General features: G+C 55.3%; 17 protein-coding genes. 11 read left to right on the forward strand and 6 right to left on the reverse strand.

From position 1 onward, the window contains the following. The first annotated feature begins 107 nt into the window (after positions 1–107). Complete coding sequence (locus DYU11_RS15970) at positions 108–1,667, forward strand: M28 family peptidase (protein WP_119668695.1); 1,560 nt, start codon at positions 108–110, stop codon at positions 1,665–1,667. Between the two features lie 98 nt (positions 1,668–1,765). Next, entirely contained in the window at positions 1,766–1,996 is a 231-nt protein-coding gene (locus DYU11_RS15975; protein ID WP_119668696.1) for a DUF4834 domain-containing protein, read from the forward strand. Here the strand turns inward: DYU11_RS15975 and DYU11_RS15980 are convergent, their stop codons facing one another. Together DYU11_RS15980 and purN are read right to left on the reverse strand one after the other, a co-directional pair. After that, on the reverse strand, positions 1,997–2,398 hold the full coding sequence (locus DYU11_RS15980) for a hypothetical protein (protein ID WP_119668697.1): 402 nt from the start codon (positions 2,396–2,398) through the stop codon (positions 1,997–1,999). A 33-nt stretch (positions 2,399–2,431) separates the two neighbouring features. Then, positions 2,432–3,004 (reverse strand): phosphoribosylglycinamide formyltransferase, encoded by a 573-nt coding sequence (purN, locus tag DYU11_RS15985; protein ID WP_119668698.1) that lies wholly within the window; start codon positions 3,002–3,004, stop codon positions 2,432–2,434. A gap of 123 nt (positions 3,005–3,127) precedes the next feature. Here purN and DYU11_RS15990 point away from each other — a divergent pair, with 123 nt between their 5' ends. From DYU11_RS15990 to DYU11_RS16015, 6 genes are all read left to right on the forward strand, one after another. Continuing rightward, positions 3,128–3,754 (forward strand): ABC transporter ATP-binding protein, encoded by a 627-nt coding sequence (locus tag DYU11_RS15990; protein ID WP_119668892.1) that lies wholly within the window; start codon positions 3,128–3,130, stop codon positions 3,752–3,754. A gap of 29 nt (positions 3,755–3,783) precedes the next feature. Beyond that, a complete protein-coding gene (locus DYU11_RS15995; RefSeq protein WP_119668893.1) occupies positions 3,784–4,500 on the forward strand; it encodes a peptidylprolyl isomerase in 717 nt (238 codons plus the stop codon). Positions 4,501–4,553: 53 nt separating this feature from the next. Next, on the forward strand, positions 4,554–5,465 hold the full coding sequence (locus DYU11_RS16000) for an SDR family oxidoreductase (protein ID WP_119668699.1): 912 nt from the start codon (positions 4,554–4,556) through the stop codon (positions 5,463–5,465). Further along, the gene (locus DYU11_RS16005) at positions 5,462–5,725 is read left to right on the forward strand and encodes a DUF167 domain-containing protein (RefSeq protein WP_119668700.1); all 264 of its coding nucleotides are present in this window, start codon (positions 5,462–5,464) and stop codon (positions 5,723–5,725) included. The genes DYU11_RS16000 and DYU11_RS16005 overlap by 4 nt, the downstream gene beginning before the upstream one ends. A gap of 139 nt (positions 5,726–5,864) precedes the next feature. Further along, positions 5,865–7,073 carry an acetyl-CoA C-acetyltransferase gene (locus DYU11_RS16010; protein WP_119668701.1) on the forward strand — a complete coding sequence of 403 codons (1,209 nt, stop codon included), beginning with the start codon at positions 5,865–5,867 and terminating at the stop codon, positions 7,071–7,073. An 86-nt stretch (positions 7,074–7,159) separates the two neighbouring features. After that, positions 7,160–9,322 carry a 3-hydroxyacyl-CoA dehydrogenase NAD-binding domain-containing protein gene (locus DYU11_RS16015; RefSeq protein WP_119668702.1) on the forward strand — a complete coding sequence of 721 codons (2,163 nt, stop codon included), beginning with the start codon at positions 7,160–7,162 and terminating at the stop codon, positions 9,320–9,322. Positions 9,323–9,396: 74 nt separating this feature from the next. Here DYU11_RS16015 and rnhB read toward each other — a convergent pair whose 3' ends face one another. Genes rnhB through DYU11_RS16035 form a run of 4 tightly spaced genes read right to left on the reverse strand, consistent with a single transcriptional unit; the run spans position 9,397 to position 13,013 of the window. After that, positions 9,397–9,972 (reverse strand): ribonuclease HII, encoded by a 576-nt coding sequence (rnhB, locus tag DYU11_RS16020; protein WP_119668703.1) that lies wholly within the window; start codon positions 9,970–9,972, stop codon positions 9,397–9,399. Between the two features lie 36 nt (positions 9,973–10,008). After that, positions 10,009–11,106, reverse strand: coding sequence for a VWA domain-containing protein (locus tag DYU11_RS16025; RefSeq protein WP_119668704.1), 1,098 nt, complete (start codon positions 11,104–11,106; stop codon positions 10,009–10,011). A gap of 1 nt (position 11,107) precedes the next feature. Next, positions 11,108–12,100: a hypothetical protein gene (locus tag DYU11_RS16030; protein WP_229365866.1), complete on the reverse strand. Its 993-nt coding sequence runs from the start codon at positions 12,098–12,100 to the stop codon at positions 11,108–11,110. 49 nt (positions 12,101–12,149) lie between these two features. Next, the gene (locus DYU11_RS16035) at positions 12,150–13,013 is read right to left on the reverse strand and encodes a DUF58 domain-containing protein (protein WP_119668706.1); all 864 of its coding nucleotides are present in this window, start codon (positions 13,011–13,013) and stop codon (positions 12,150–12,152) included. 90 nt (positions 13,014–13,103) lie between these two features. Between DYU11_RS16035 and DYU11_RS16040 the strand changes: the two genes are divergently transcribed. The 3 genes from DYU11_RS16040 (at position 13,104) to DYU11_RS16050 (ending at position 15,666) form a co-directional block, all read left to right on the forward strand. After that, positions 13,104–13,484: a DUF4296 domain-containing protein gene (locus DYU11_RS16040; protein ID WP_119668707.1), complete on the forward strand. Its 381-nt coding sequence runs from the start codon at positions 13,104–13,106 to the stop codon at positions 13,482–13,484. Beyond that, positions 13,481–14,812 (forward strand): protoporphyrinogen oxidase, encoded by a 1,332-nt coding sequence (hemG, locus tag DYU11_RS16045; protein WP_119668708.1) that lies wholly within the window; start codon positions 13,481–13,483, stop codon positions 14,810–14,812. Before DYU11_RS16040 ends, hemG begins: the two co-directional genes overlap by 4 nt. Positions 14,813–14,889: 77 nt before the next feature. Continuing rightward, positions 14,890–15,666, forward strand: coding sequence for a polyprenol monophosphomannose synthase (locus tag DYU11_RS16050; protein ID WP_119668709.1), 777 nt, complete (start codon positions 14,890–14,892; stop codon positions 15,664–15,666). Positions 15,667–15,668 lie beyond the last annotated feature (2 nt).

A 15,668-nucleotide genomic window follows, 5' to 3' on the forward strand; every position in this document is an offset into this window, starting at 1 on the left:
GGGAGATAGGTAGCGGGCGGTTTGTTTTGGGACCGACTGGAATGGCCAGCAAGTCCGACTCACGCGAACGAAACGAATTTTGTAAATTTGCCTCAAATTCAATCATCATGTTCAAATACGCTCTGGCTACGCTGTTGTCTGGCTTCGTACTGACAGCGGCATCAGCCCAGTCAACATCTAAACCCACGGGTAAGCAGCCGGGTCGGCTGGCTCCACCCCGCCCCATGGCCCCCGTTGCCAAATTGCCTGAATCATCAATTACACGTGCCGAAGTGGAGGCACATACCCGCTTTCTGGCTTCCGACGAATTGCAGGGCCGCCGAACCGGTGAGCCGGGCAACTGGATTGCGGCCCGCTACCTTGCCGAGCAGTTCCGAGAACTGGGCCTGAAACCGGCTCCGGGTCAGAGCAACTACCTTCAGACGATTGAGCTCGAACGGGTTGTACCCGCTCGCTCGGCTACGCTGCAGATTGGCAGCACTACGCTGGAACTGGGTAAAGACCTGGTGGTGATGGCCGGCGGACCGATTGACGCAACCGGTGAGGTGGTGTATGTCGGCTACGGTCTGACCGATGGCGAAGATGGCTACAAAGGGCAGGACGTAAAGGGCAAGATTGTGGTGGCGCAGGGGGGCTCACCCGATGCCAAGGGGCCACGTGAACTATTCAACGCATCGAACACGAAACGGAAGCTGGCGAGCGAAAAGGGAGCCGCAGCCCTGCTCGAGCTGTATAGTGAATCAATTCCCTGGGGATTCGTAAATCAGTATTTCAACCGCGAACAGGTGGCAATACCCGTAACGGCCGGTGGGGCCGGGGCCGGACTGTCGCATGTCTGGGTGAACAACGCTAACAACCAGTACAAGCAACTGAAGGATCCGGGTCAGCGCATAACGCTTCGCAGCTCGGGCCGAACCCGAACGAGCGTAACCTCCGCGAACGTAGCGGGCCTGATTGAGGGAACGGATCCTAAACTGAAAGATGAGTATGTATTGCTGACGGCCCATTTCGATCACGTCGGCGTCGGCAAACAAGGTGGGCAGTCCTATTCGCCTTCCGATAGTATTTTCAACGGTGCCCGCGACAATGCGTTCGGAACAGTGGCGTTGTTAACGGCCGCCAAATCACTTAGTGAGCAGCGCCCCAAACGGTCGGTACTCGTTGTGGCCCTGACGGGTGAAGAAGTGGGCTTGCTGGGAAGCCGGTATTATGCCGAACACCCGCTGGTGCCGTTGAAGCAGACGGTGTTTAACCTGAATACCGACGGGGCCGGCTACAACGATACAACGATTGTGTCGGTTATTGGCCTGGAGCGTACAGGCGCCAAGACCGAAATCGAAACGGCAGCCAAGGCCTTTGGTCTGGAGGTGTTTGCCGAGCCGGCTCCCGAACAGGGGTTGTTCGATCGGTCGGACAACGTAAATTTCGCGATTAAGGGTATTCCGGCCCCCACATTCTCACCGGGTTTCAAAAGCTTCGACGAGGCTATCGCGAAGTATTATCACCAGGCCATCGATAACCCTGAATCGCTCGACTACGGGTACGTGCTTAAGTTCTGCCAGGCGTATGCGCACGCGGCCCGTCTGATTGCCAACCGTCCGAACCGGCCACAATGGTCGCCCGGCGATAAGTATGAACCAGCGGCTAAAGCCTTGTATGGTTTATAACAGTCGGTGATACTGGCGTACGCTTCATACGCCAGTATCACCTTCGATCAAACTAATCACTGACCCGAAACGTTATCGTTTTGTAACGAGACACCAACATGCTTATCAAATATCTCTTTATCGCTTTCCTGATTATTGCATTTGTTCCACCCGTGCGTCGGTTTGTGTTCTATCTGCTGGTAGGGCGGCAATTGGTAAAGGAACAGAAGCGACAGCAGCCGTTTGGCAAGCGCCGGGAAGGTGATGTTCGCGTGGATAGTAAAACCCCAAAATCGGACGGAACAACGTTCAAAGGGGGCGAATACGTTGATTACGAAGAAGTCAAGTAACTACTGCTGCTCGTATTCAACCCGGTACTTCGCGGCTACCCCTTTCAGTACGTAGCCGTTGGCGGTCATTGACGTATAGTAGCTATATTGCACATCGACCAGCGCATCAGCGCCGAGGTTTTTGGCCTGTAGCGACATTCGGGCCAGTAGCAGTTCCTTCTCCTGCATGTTGTTTCCCCGTTTCACCATGCGTCGGTTTACCATCTGCTGAGCCACAACGGGGGTTTCGTTCTTGATCTCCAGTTCCCGCAGCGGAACAAAAGGCCGTTCGGGCCGTTCGTTGGTGTAGAAAATATCGACGGGGTAGTTTGGCCGATTCTGCAGGTAAACAATCGGCCGGAAGCAGCCCGCCAGAGCGCTGCTCAGCAACAAACCAACAATTAATTTCGTACTTGTTTTCATGGTTTGATCGACCTGATGGGTTTCGGTTGATGGTTACAGGGCAGCTACCAGGTCGGCAATAACCCGCGGGTAGTGCTCATGTTCCAGTTTCTGCACGTTGCGTGCTACATCCTCGGGCGAATCCGTCGGCGTAACCGGACAGCGGGCCTGGAAAATAACCTGCCCTTCGTCGTATCGCTCGTTGACGTAGTGGATCGTAATGCCGGACTCCGTTTCGCCGGCGGCAACGACCGCTTCGTGAACAAAATGCCCGTACATACCTTTTCCCCCGAATTTAGGTAATAAAGCCGGATGAATGTTAATAATGCGGTTTGGAAATGCCTGAACCAGTTCCGATGGCATAAGCCACATGAAACCAGCCAGTACGATCAGGTCGATCTGTTGCTCCTGCAACAAACGGATCACCCGGCTGCTTTCGTAAAACGTAGTTCGATCGAACAGGAGCACCGGAATATGAAGCCGCCGGGCGCGGTCGATAACCCCGGCTTTTGGGCTGTTTGAGAGAATCAGTGTAATCTCAACATCCGTGCTGTTGGTAAGGTGCTCCGCGATTTTTTCAGCGTTTGAACCGGAGCCGGAGGCAAAAATGGCAATTCGTCTGGTCATTGAGCAGCGGTTGGCGGTCGAGGAATAATTGTCAGGATGAGGTGATACACTGACTTACGACCATCGACTGACCGGCGAAATTACAACTTTTGTCTATTTTTGTCGGTAGTAGTCCTGACTCCGATGCTGGCAACCAATCAACTTACGTTTCAATACTCATCTGTCAAGCGGTTTGCGTTTCCCGACGTTCGCTGCGCTGACCGGGAAGCCCTGCTAATTCTGGGGCGGTCGGGAACGGGCAAAACGACCTTCCTGCATTTGCTGGCCCTGTTGCTGAAACCCAATAGCGGTTCGGTCACCATCAATCAGACGGATCTGACTCAGCTCAGCCCGGCTCAAACGGCTGCCTTCCGGGCTAAGCACGTGGGCATCGTTTACCAGAAGCCCCATTTTGTCAGTTCGTTGTCCGTCCTGGATAATCTGTTGCTGGCAAACTACCTGGCTGGTCAGCCGCAGAACAGGGAGCGCGCCCGGCAGCTGGCCGCTCAACTGGGTTTTGGCGACCATCTGGCCAAAAAGACGCACCAGCTTAGTCAGGGTGAACAACAGCGGGTCAGCATCGCCCGGGCGGTTATGAATCAGCCGCAGGTGATTCTGGCCGACGAGCCTACGTCCAGCCTCGACGACGAGAACACAGACCGCGTAGTCCGTTTGTTGCGTGAACAATCCGAACAGATTGGTGCCAGCCTGATCGTTGTTACGCACGACCAGCGGCTAAAAGATGTCTTTCAAAACCGAATTGAACTGTAATGCGGCCGTATCCGCGTATATTCCCACTCATGCGTATTCTGTTGCTTTTTGTTCTGTTGCTGCCCGGGCTGGCTTCTGCGGGTAACCGCGACGGCCGGCCGCGTAAGAAAAAGGATTATCTGGTTACTCTGAAAACCGACTACGGGACAATGCGGCTGGTGCTGTACGACCAGACGCCAAAGCACAAAGAGAACTTTATCAAGCTGGTTGAGCGCAAGTTCTACGATAGCCTGATGTTTCACCGGATCATCCAGCAATTCATGATTCAGGGTGGAGATCCGGCGTCGCGCCGGGCCAGAACAGACGAACCGCTTGGCAACGGTGATGTTGGCTACAAGGTACCGGCGGAATTTGTGCCGGCGTTGTTCCATAAAAAAGGAGCGCTGGCCGCTGCCCGCGACAACAACCCCGAAAAGGCGTCGAGCGGCTGTCAGTTCTACATTGTGCAGGGGCGGGTATGGACCGACGATGAATTGCAGAAACAGATCGAGCGGGCAACCGCCCGGGGTGGCCGGGTGCCCAACGATGCGCAGAAACAAGTGTATAAAACCCTTGGCGGCACTCCTCATCTGGACGGTAACTACACCGTTTTTGGCGAGGTTATCGACGGATTAGCCGTAGTGGACAGCATTGCCAGACAGCCCCGCAACGATACCGACCGGCCGCGGCAGGACATCCGGATGATGATGGATGGTCAGTGGGTAAAAAAGAAAAAAATTACCAAACAGTACAACTATCACTATTAAAAGACAGCTCGGACAGGTAACTACAAGCCGACTGCTTCCAACTCGCTTCGCTTATGAAAAAACGCATGCTGCTTACCGGTGCCAACGGACTGCTGGGCCAGAAATTGGTTGGGCTGCTCACGCAACAGGCCAACACAGAACTGATTGCGACGGCACGAGGTGCCAACCGCCTGCCGTATTCGGAAGGCTACACCTACCAGCCAATGGACATCACGGACCGGCAGCAGGTGATCGATGTCATTGCCGAAGCGCAGCCGCAGGTCGTTATTCACACGGCGGCCATGACCGATGTGGATAAGTGCGAGAGCCAGAAGGATGCCTGCTGGGCGCAGAACGTACAGGCGGTTGAATACCTGGTCGAAGCCTGCCGGGCAACCAATGCGTTCCTCCTGCACGTATCGACCGACTTTATTTTCGACGGTACGGCCGGGCCTTACGACGAAGACGCAGAAGGAAATCCGATCAGTTTCTATGGCTGGAGCAAGTACGCGGCCGAAAAAGTGGTTATTCACTCCGGGCTGCGGTGGGGCATTGCCCGTACCGTTCTGGTATACGGCATCGCCCACGACATGAGCCGGAGCAACATCATCCTGTGGGTAAAAAAATCACTCGAGGAAGGTAAAAACATTAAGGTCGTAACCGACCAGTGGCGCAGCCCGACGCTGGCCGAAGACCTAGCTATGGGCTGTTACCTGATCGCCGATCAGGAGGCTGAGGGCATTTTCAATATTTCTGGTAAAGAAGTCCTGACGCCCTACGAAATGGCCATCCGTACCGCCGATTACTTTGGCCTCGACAAATCCTTGATTGCGCAAGCTGATGCGTCGACCTTTACCCAGCCGGCCCGTCGGCCACCGCGTACGGGTTTCATCCTCGACAAGGCCCGGTCGGTGCTGGGGTATGATCCGCATTCGTTTGAAGAAGGCATCGCTGTGCTGGCTGGTCAATTGCAGCAGCCGGCATGATCGTGCACCTGACCGTGAAGCCCGGCAGCAAAGTGGATCAGCTGTTCTACAATGACGCCGGGCTTCTTGTTGTCAAACTAAAAGCCCCCGCGCAGGACGGCAAGGCCAATGCTTACCTGGTTGAGTTTCTGGCTAAACAGCTCGGCCTGGCTAAATCGAAGGTTCAGCTCGTCGCTGGTTTTACAAATCCCCACAAGCGCCTGTCGATCGATGCTGATGACGAAAGCGTCCGTTTGAAGCTCAAGACCTTAGCCGGATAAGCGTCCCGGCCCGTCGGTAGTTCTTGTTTTAAGTAAGTTTCTTAGCAAATAAAGGCAAGATTTCCGCTTTCAAGGGCAATTGCTTTACCTTTGTTTTTGCGAAAACCGTATGCATGCATACTAATTTCAAGAAAGTACTATGGCCGAAGCCTTCGTTTTTGATGCCGTTCGAACCCCGCGAGGCCGGGGGAAAAGTGACGGATCGCTGCATGATGTGCAGCCTATTCAATTGCTGACCAGCGTTCTGCGCGAACTCCGCGACCGAAACGAACTGGACACGGCACTGGTCGATGACGTAATCATGGGGTGCGTAACGCCCATTGGTGAGCAGGGGGCCGACATTGCCCGTACAGCCGCGCTCGAAGCCGGGTATGCTGAGTCGGTGGCGGGGGTTCAACTCAACCGGTTCTGTTCGTCCGGCCTGGAAGCGATCAACATGGCTGCGGCCTACGTTATGTCCGGACAGGTTGATGCGATTGTGGCGGGGGGCGTTGAATCCATGTCGCGGGTGCCGATGGGTTCCGATGGGGGCGCATTGTTCATGAATCCCCAGATTGTGGCCCGGCATAACATTGTGCCGCAGGGCATTTCGGCTGATCTGATCGCGACTAAATACGGGTACAGCCGCCAGGATGTTGATCGGTTCGCGGCCGAATCCTACCGCCGGGCTACGGTTTCGCAACAGGAAGGTCGTTTTTATAAAACGCTTGTACCCATAAAGGATGAAATCGGCGTAACGGTGCTGGATCGCGACGAAGGGGTTCGGCCCGACACGACGGCCGAAAGCCTGAGTAAGCTCAAACCTGCTTTTGAAGCAATGGGACAGATGGGACTGGACGCGCTGGCCTTGCTTAAATACGCTCAGTACGACCGCATCAATCACGTTCATCATGCCGGAAACTCGTCGCAGATTGTCGATGGCGCGGCCGGAGTGCTGATCGGTAGTCGTACGTTTGGCGAACAGGCCGGTTTAAAACCCCGCGCCCGGATCAAAGCGTTTGCCATTGTCGGTTCCGAGCCGACCATCATGCTGACGGGCCCGCTGCCGGCTACCAGAAAAGTACTGAAACGGGCCGGCATGCAGATCAGTGATATTGACCTCTTCGAAGTAAATGAAGCCTTTGCCGCCGTTCCGCTGCTGTTCATGGACGAGTTCGGTGTCGATCACAGTAAACTAAACGTCAATGGAGGAGCCATTGCTTTAGGGCATCCACTGGGCGCAACCGGCGCCGTTATTTCAGCAACGTTGATTGACGAGCTGGAGCGCTCCAACAAGCAATTTGGCCTTTCAACGCTTTGCATTGGAGGGGGCATGGGTATCGCAACGATTTTTGAACGAGTGAACTAGAGACCAGACGTTAGGTGCCGGATAGTGGCCATTCGATCCATGCCAATCGAAAGGTCACCGTTCGGATTCCAATAGCCTAGATTAAGATGATTAACTACACCGTAGACCAAAACGTAGCCATCGTTAGCTGGCAGATGACCAGCGCGCCGATGAACGTACTGAACGACGAATCAATCCCGGCGTTTGAAGCTGCTTTGCAGCGGGCGTACGCAGATGAATCGGTAACGGGCATTATCATTACGTCCGACAAGCCGGAATTTGTGGTTGGAGCCGATCTGAAGATGATTCTGCGCAATGCCGACAAAGACCCGAGTGAGATGCTGAAGGTGTCGGCCGAGCTTAACCGGGTGTTCCGCGGTATTGAAACATCGGGTAAGCCAACCGTCGCGGCTATCAACGGTACGGCGCTGGGTGGCGGGTACGAAATCTGCCTGGCGTGCCACTACCGCGTGGCTCTGGAGAACCCAAAAACGCAGATTGGGCTGGTTGAGGTAACGCTGGGTCTGCTGCCGGGTGCGGGCGGTACGCAGCGGTTACCCCGTATGCTGGGCTTGCAGGCGGCTCTTCCATTGTTGGTAGAAGGCCGGAAGGTAAGCGTTCAGGAGGCTAAGACCCTGGGTATGATCGACGACGTAGCCGCCAGTCGTGAGGAGATGATGGAAAAAGCCCGGGCGTACATTGCGGCAAACGGAACGTCCGCCCGGCCAAAGCCACTAAAACCGTGGGATGAGATCGATCGCAAAACCGGTAAGATTGTCGGTAAGGACAATTTCAAAGTACCAGGCGGCAACGTACAGAGCGTAACCGGGGCCCAGGTGTTCAGTGCCGGAACGGCCATGCTGATGGATAAAACCAAAGGTAATTACCCGGCTCCGCTCGAAATCATGGCCTGCGTGTACGAAGGCTTACAGGTGAATATGGACCGGGCGCTGGTGATCGAAGCGCGGCACTTTGTTAAAGTGGCTCGGTCGAAAGTAGCCCAGAATCTCATCCGTACGATGTTTCTCGGCATGAACGAGGCCAACAAAGGAGCCAGCCGGCCGAAAGACGTACCAAAAACAGACGTAAGGAAAGTAGGTATTCTGGGAGCCGGTATGATGGGTTCGGGGATTGCCTACGTATCGGCGCTGGCGGGTATCGAAGTGGTTCTGAAAGACGTATCCATTGAGGCTGCCGAGAAGGGTAAGGAATACTCGCGAAGTCTGCTCAAAAAGGGTGTCGACCGGGGTAAAGTCGACCCACTGAAAGTAGCCGGGATACTACATCTGATCAAAGCGACGGATCAGGCGGAGGATCTGCGCGGCTGTGACCTGATTATCGAAGCGGTATTTGAAAACCGTGAGTTGAAAGCACAGGTAACACGGGAGGCCGAACCGATGCTGGCTGAGAACGGTGTGTTTGGGTCCAACACGTCTACGTTGCCCATCAGCGGCCTGGCCGAAGCTTCGGCCAAACCGGGGAACTTCATTGGTATACACTTCTTCTCGCCCGTTGATAAGATGATGCTGGTGGAAATCATAATGGGCAAACAAACGTCTGACTACGCACTGGCCGTGGCGATGGACTACACTCGTAAGATCAAGAAAACGCCTATCGTTGTCAACGACTCGCGCGGGTTCTATACGTCGCGTTGCTTTGGGACTTACACCGCCGAGGGCATGGAGCTACTACGCGACGGCGTGAACCCGGTGTTGATCGAAAACGCGGGTAAAGCCGCCGGTATGCCCGTTGGCCCGCTGGCTGTAACCGACGAAGTGGCACTCGATCTGGTGTATAAGATTTCGGGTCAGGGCGTGAAGGACGGCGCTGTGCGTGAGGATGATACCAGCTATCAGACCGCCAAAAAATTAGTTGAACTGGGCCGCCTGGGTAAGAAAGCAAACGCGGGTTTTTACGACTATCCGGCCGAGGGCAGCAAACAACTCTGGCCGGGACTAAGCGAGCTGTTCCCGATAGCGGAACAACAGCCGTCTCTCGATGAAGTAAAGACCCGGTTGTTGTATCGGCAGGCACTCGAAGCGGTTCGGTGTTTTGAAGAAGGCGTCGTACGGACGCGGCTGGACGCTGACCTCGGCTCAATCCTAGCCTGGGGCTTCCCGGCCTATACGGGTGGCGGTTTGTCGTTTGTCGATTTCGTGGGTATCGATACGTTCGTGCAAACCTGCGACCGACTGGCTGATACGTATGGTGAGCGTTTCCGGCCAACAAGTATGCTCAGGGAGCGGGTTGGACAACCGACGGTGGTTTAGTACGGTTTGCGGTTTACGGAGGGCTGACGCCAGAATTTCAGACTGCGCCAGCCCTCCGTAAACCGCAAACGAATTCACACCAGCCGAAAGCTCATGCGGTGGTACTTTGTCGGGCCGTGTTGGCGGATGGCGTCCCTGTGATGAGGGGTTGGGTAGCCGACATTCTGCGCCCAGCCGTAAGCCGGGAACTCGACCCCAAGCCGCTCCATCAGGTCGTCCCGGTACGTCTTGGCCAGTACGGAAGCCGCGGCAATGGAGAGGTAATGTGCGTCGCCTTTGATGATGCAGGTATGCGGAATCATCGGATACGGTACGAAGCGGTTACCGTCGACCAGCAGATGGTCGGGACGTACGGTGAGCTCATCAACGGCCCGGTGCATGGCCAGGAAGCTGGCTTTTAAAATGTTGATCCGGTCGATTTCCTCGTGCGAGACCTCAGCCACGGCCCAGGCGATGGCGTCGCGCTCGATGTCATGGCGCAGGGTCTCCCGCTGACTGCGACTAAGCTGCTTGGAGTCGTTCAGGATTGGGTGGACGTAGTCGCGGGGAAGTATTACGGCAGCCGCTACCACCGGCCCGGCCAGACACCCCCGGCCGACCTCGTCTAAACCCGCTTCGATGGCGTCGGCATTGTAATGTGACTTCAGCATGTAGTTAATACGTTTCCCTTGGGTTGGCCCTACGTGTCAATCTTCCAGAATATTGCCGTAAATGGTGTTTTTCAGCAGCAACGCAACCAGTAGAAACGCAATGGCCCAGTACAGGTAGATACGGTAATAATCCTGAACATCCTCGTACACGTACGTCCGGACAGGCGCTTTCTCCAGGCGGTTGATGCGGGTAAATACAGCCCGGAGCCGCCCAACATCTGTAGCCCGATAAAAACCACCGTCACCAATATCAGCGATGGTTTTCAAAATACCTTCGTCGATCGTAGCAGCGGCCGTTTTGTTAGAACGTACGGCCCGACCTACCGCAATGGTATACAGTCGGATATCAAACGCTTTGGCCAGCCGGGCGGCCGTAACGGGGTCCAGATTCCCGGCCGTATTGTCGCCATCGCTGATCAGAATGACAATCTTGCTTCGTTTGGCATCCGTTGAATCGGTCTGGGACCTGGTTGTATCGGCCGATACGGTGAGCGGCTCACGCATCCGGTTAATGCAGCGGGCCAGGGCGTCGCCAATGGCCGTTCCCGATGTCGTGATCATGTTGCTGTTCAACTCACTCAGGTATTGTTTGATCAGGGCGTAGTCGGTTGTAAGCGGGCAAAGTGAAAAGGCTTCACCGGCAAAAACTACCAGCCCGATCCGGTCATTCTTCCGCCCGTTTACGAAGGTCTGGGCAACCTGCCGGGCGGCTGCCAGCCGGTTGGGCAACAGATCGCGTTCGGTCATGGACGATGATACGTCGATGGCCAGCATGATGTCAATCCCATTCGACTGCTCTTCGCGTTGCTGCCGCACGATCTGGGGCCGGGCCAGAGCGATCAGGGTTAGGCTGATCCCCAAAAAAACGCTGAGAGGAAGCAGGTAGCGTAGCATGGCCGTCAGCGACCGGCCGGCCACTTCGCGGCTTACAGGTAGTCCTGACGTAGGCCGCTGGCTGGTGCGCGTACTGCCCAGCGATAGATTTAGCCGTTGCCGCGCCTGCCGGTTGATATAATACCGGAGCACAAACAGCAGCACTACCGAGGGTATTGCGTAGAGCGCAAGCGGATAAGCGAATCGAAATTGTTGCCACTGCTCCGGGCTGAACCAGTGGAGTGAATACCAGGGTTCCATATTACGACGGGACAGGGAGCTGCGTTGATGTGGTGGGGGGCGACGAATCCGTTGGCCGATCCGTGGGCTGGTCGACTGCGTTGGCCAGCAGAGCCGCCCGCTTACGACGATACGTCTGCGTGGCTACGTCGCGCAGCAGCCGGAGGGCGGGTTGAGATTGAACAGAAAAGGCACCTCCGTAAATCACCCGATCCGCTTCGCGCAGAGCGTCGACAACGCGTTCGTCGGCCATGCGCTCGGCAATCTCTGTCGTTGTCAGTGAAGCAAACGACTGGCCCTCCAATTGGCCAAGGTATTCTTTCCAGACCGATACCGCCTGGCTGGTGGTCGTAGTTGCCGTTTCGGCATTGAGGTTGCGAATCAACTGATTGTAGTCCCGCTGAAAACGTACCTGCTTCAGGTAAAGTTGATAAAGCCGGACTTTCCGCGAAATCCAGCGGCCAAATAGTAGGTATAGCAGCCCCAGCAGCATGCTCAGGCCCGTTACGACAGCAATCAGAACAGGGTAATTGAACTGCTGTCGAAGCTGGATCAGGTCGGTGTTCGTCGCCAGCGTTGTTGAAACGGCCCTGGTCGTATCGGCGGCACTGGCCGTGATCGACGTCCGGAGAAAAACCGTGTCGGGCTGGGTCATAATCAGCGTACAGTCGGCTTCATTGACAATCCGGATCGGTACCTGAAGGAGCTGGATGGGCGAAGTCTCAAACGAAATCAGCGTGTATACGGCACTGTCGCGGCTGACAATGTCCGGGATTGTCCCGGTTGTGGTGGTCGGGAAAATCGTAACCTGCCGAACCTGGTAGGGGGCGAAATGCAGGGCCGTATCCGGAAACAATACTTCTTCCGTCGGCTGATGGCGATACACCAGCGCGTACTGAAACGGTCGCCCGATCTGGATGCTGTCCGACAGAAAACGCCCCGCAGGCGCTACCTGCGCCCGTAGTGGGAGCGTCAGCAGACAAATCAGCGCCAGGATACGAAGGATACTAATCAATACGTAACGCGGTTTCAGGGTTAGGCAACAGACCATCGAAACAGCCGGCTCAATACCGGCGAATACGGAATAACTCAATCAGCTTCGGCACAAAATCCTCCTGCGATTCCAGCGCGAGGTAGTTGGCGTTGTACTGCTTACACAGCCGTTCGAGCCGGCTCTGCGTCTGCCGAAACGAGTCGCGCAGGGTAGCACGGAACGACCGGGACGACGTATTGATCCAGGTTGTCCGGCCGGTTTCAACGTCATGCACCGGAATGATACCCAGTTCCGGGAGGTTCACTTCGCGCTGATCATACAGGTGGATGACAACCAGATCGTGTTTTTTGGCCAGCGCTTTGAGGTTGTGCTCGTAGCTCTGGTCAATAAAATCCGACAGCAGAATAACGACACTCCGGCGTTTCAGTACGTTCAGCGTAAACAGGATTGCATCCGCCAGGTTGGTTCGGATCGACTCCGGTTGCAGCTTGAACAGACTCATGATGAGCTGATAGCCGGTTTTCATGCTGTTCGACGGCTTGATATACCGCTCTTTCTGATCGGAGAAACAGTAAATACCAACGTGGCTGGCTTCGCGGATGGCCGACATGGCCAGCACACCACATACCTCCTTGGTGGTGTCCAGCTTGGCCCGGTGCGACGGCCCTACCTGCTGCGATGCGCTGACGTCAACGACAAAAAACACGGTCTGGTCTTTTTCCTCGCGGAACACCTTCACAAACGTACCGTGCCCTTTCGACGATACGTTCCAGTCGATAGCCCGCACGTCGTCGCCGTACTGGTAGGTGCGCAGGTCGGCAAATTCAAGTCCCGTTCCTTTAAACACCGACCGAAAACTACCGCGCATCTGCGAATTGACCGCCTTGCGGATGCGGATGTCGAAGTTACGCAGACGGGCCAGAAATTCATCCATAGGGCAAAGTTGCGCCGTAGCGGTCAGATTGTGCGAATCAATCCCGAACTTTGCAGATCGGGATTTTGTACAAAAATAACGTAGAAACCCATGCATCAGATTATGTTGACCCGCATCCGATTTTTTTGGGTGTTTTTGCTGGCCGTTTGGATCGGGCAGGCATGCAGCACCACCGAGGATACCCGGCCGAAAAACCTGATTCCGCAGGAGCGCATGGCCGAAATCCTGACCGAGGTGCACCTGGCCGAAGCCCGCGTAGGCCGGCTGGGAATTACTACGACCGATTCGTCCAATATTGTGTACCGCCGGCTCGAAAAGGGCATTCTGAAAAAATACCAGGTTGATACATCGGCCTATACCCGGAGCTACGTCTATTACTCGTCGCATCCGGACAAGATGGAAGCTATCTACAAACAGGTGGTCGACAATCTGAAGGAAAAGATTGATTCCACATCTAAAACCCGGCTATGACTATCGGTATTATTGGCGCCGGTATTTCAGGCTTAACCCTGGCCTACGAGCTGCAACGGCGCGGCATTGCCTATCAACTCTGGGAAGCCTCGGCCGAGCCCGGTGGCTACATCCGGTCGCGCCGGGAGGGCAACTACCTGCGTGAGTACGGTCCTAATTCCCTGCTGGGTGATGATGACCTGCTGCGCTGGCTTGACGAACTTGGCCTAACCCCCGATATTACGTTCAGCAAGCCGGTCAGCAAAGCCCGTTACATTTTTCGCGCTGGGCAGTACCGTAAGCTGCCAACCGGGCCGCTATCGTTGTTGTTCGGTGGTTTTTTTAGCTTGCATACGAAGCTGGCCGTTCTGCGTGAACGTAATAACCGGACGGTCTCGCCACCTGACGAAACCCTGGCGCAGTTTTTCCGGCGTCGGTTTTCGGCCGAAATCGTTGACTACGCACTGGGGCCGTTTGTGGCTGGCATCTACGCCGGCGATCCCGAACGGCTGCTGGTGTCCGAAACCTTCCCCATGCTGCTGCAATACGAACGGGAGTATGGCTCGGTGCTGCGCGGGTTCATCAAAAACCAGGGGGCTGCCGGTCGCCGACAGTCGTTCAGCTTTCGGGAGGGGATGCAGATGCTGCCCCGGGCGCTGGCCGACAGACTGACCAATCTATTACTCAATGATCCCGTCAGTAGCATCAGCCGCACCGGTAGGGGCTGGCAGGTGGAGAGCGCTTCGGGTTCAACGACCGTCGATCAACTCGTGCTGGCGGTTGATACCAATGCGGCTGCGCGGCTTATCGAACCGATTGATGCGGGTTTTGCTGCGAACCTGAAGCAGGTTGTGTATCCCCCGATGACCGCCGTGCATTCGGCATACCGCCGGGCCGATGTGCAGCACCCGCTGGACGGATTTGGCGGACTCAACCCTAAAGTTGAAGGGCGTTTTGCCGCTGGTCACATCTGGAGCAGTTCGGTATTCGATGGTCGGTGCCCCGGCGATGAAGTGCTGATCACTACGTTTGTGGGTGGGCTACAGAATCCCGACAATGCCCGCCAGCCCGACAAGATCATTTTTCAACGTGTGCATCAGGAACTGGCCGAAAGCTTCGGTATCCGGTTAGAAGAACCACGTTGGCGGGCAATCTTCCGCTGGGAACGGGCTATACCGCAGTACGATGCGGCTATACTTCCTGTCAATCAGCAGGTTAATCGATACGCGCCGGAGGGCTTACTTGTCTGTGCTAACTGGCATGGTGGCCTGTCACTGTCCGATTGTATACAGAAGAGCCGTGGTATGGCGACACAATTAGTGGATAAGTCATTGATTAACAATTTTTAATAATTAAATTGTACAAATAGTGGCTCTTTTGCTGTTCTATAAATAATTCCATTAGTTTACTAACCTCCTCTATTGCCGTGAAAGAACGCCTGGTAGTTATCCCGACCTACAATGAAATCGAAAACATCGAGGCTATCATTCGGAAGGTGTTCAGCTTACCGAAGTCGTTCGATGTGCTGATCGTCGACGATGGTTCGCCGGATGGTACGGCCCAGCGCGTCCGTGATCTGCAGGAGGAGTTTGGGACGCAACTGCATCTGCTCGAACGGCGCGGCAAACTCGGCCTCGGAACGGCCTACATCGATGGCTTTAAGTGGGCACTGGCCCGGGGATACCAGTACCTCTTTGAGATGGACGCCGACTTCTCGCATAACCCCAATGACTTGGTGCGGCTCTACGAGGCCTGTGCTAACGAAGGGGCCGATGTAGCCGTTGGGTCGCGGTACATCAAGGGCGTCAATGTTGTAAACTGGCCTATGGGCCGGGTCTTGATGTCGTATTTTGCGGGCGTTTACGTCCGGTTCATTACGGGTATGTCGGTTATGGACCCCACCGCCGGATTTGTCTGTTACCGCAGCGAAGTGCTCGACGTGATTCTGCAGCGACCCATTAAATTTGTGGGGTACGCTTTCCAGATTGAGATGAAGTTTACGTGCTGGAAGTACGGCTTCAAAATCGTTGAGGTGCCGATCATCTTCACCGACCGGACCAAAGGTGTTTCCAAGATGTCGACCCGTATTTTCAAAGAAGCGGTTTTTGGGGTTATCCAGATGAAAATCAGCAGTTTCTTCAAGCACTACATTCCAGACAGGCCTAAAGCGTTACCCGAACCGGAGCCTGTCGATACGGTGTAGAA

The sequence above is a fragment of the Fibrisoma montanum genome, assembly GCF_003583365.1.
GTDB classification, from domain to species: domain Bacteria; phylum Bacteroidota; class Bacteroidia; order Cytophagales; family Spirosomataceae; genus Fibrisoma; species Fibrisoma montanum.